At 42.7% G+C, this 791-nt stretch carries 1 tRNA gene and 2 rRNA genes; all 3 read left to right on the forward strand.

Going from position 1 to position 791, the window contains the following annotated elements:
* Nucleotides 1-134 (forward strand): 16S ribosomal RNA (locus L4C34_RS20370); the annotation flags it as partial.
* 89 nt (nt 135-223) lie between these two features.
* Nucleotides 224-299: transfer RNA gene (locus L4C34_RS20375), tRNA-Glu, on the forward strand.
* 341 nt (nt 300-640) lie between these two features.
* Nucleotides 641-791 (forward strand): 23S ribosomal RNA (locus L4C34_RS20380); the annotation flags it as partial.

Here is a 791-nt window from a genome sequence, read left to right on the forward strand (position 1 = left end):
CCATGGGAGTGGGCTGCAAAAGAAGTGGGTAGTTTAACCTTTCGGGGAGGACGCTCACCACTTTGTGGTTCATGACTGGGGTGAAGTCGTAACAAGGTAGCCCTAGGGGAACCTGGGGCTGGATCACCTCCTTATACGATGATTATTACGATGAGTACCCACACAGATTGATACGGTTTAGAAAGTAAAGAGACGAAGAACTCCCAAGTTCTTCAACAATAGTGTCCCGTTCGTCTAGAGGCCTAGGACACCGCCCTTTCACGGCGGTAACAGGGGTTCGACTCCCCTACGGGATACCATCTTTAAGCACGTTTAAATAAAGTGTCCTTTAAAATGGTTACTTCATTATGAAGTCTCTATGCTCTTTAACAATTTGGAAAGCTGACGAATAACATTTGATTGATGTTATTCAAATTTTAAAAGTTCTCAAATCCTAGTTTCGTTAAGAAATTAGGTACCAACACACATTCAAGTGTTCTTGGAAATGACCTTTAACGAGGTTATTTAATATTTGAGTCCGGCAAAATCGTAGTTTGCGTTTGTTTTAAACAGACCAAACTAAGCTGTCTCGCTCATTCAAATAATGAGACAGCACTAACCTTGGTTGTTTGCCATACATAAAGACCCTTTTGGGTTGTATGGTTAAGTGACTAAGCGTACACGGTGGATGCCTTGGCAGTCAGAGGCGATGAAGGACGTATTAACTTGCGATAAGCGTAGATTAGGCAGTAAAAGCCACTTGAGTCTACGATTTCCGAATGGGGAAACCCACGTGCATAAGCACGTATCAT

Origin of the sequence: Vibrio profundum (assembly GCF_050337555.1) — a bacterium.
In the GTDB taxonomy this organism is placed as follows: Bacteria; Pseudomonadota; Gammaproteobacteria; order Enterobacterales; family Vibrionaceae; genus Vibrio; species Vibrio profundum.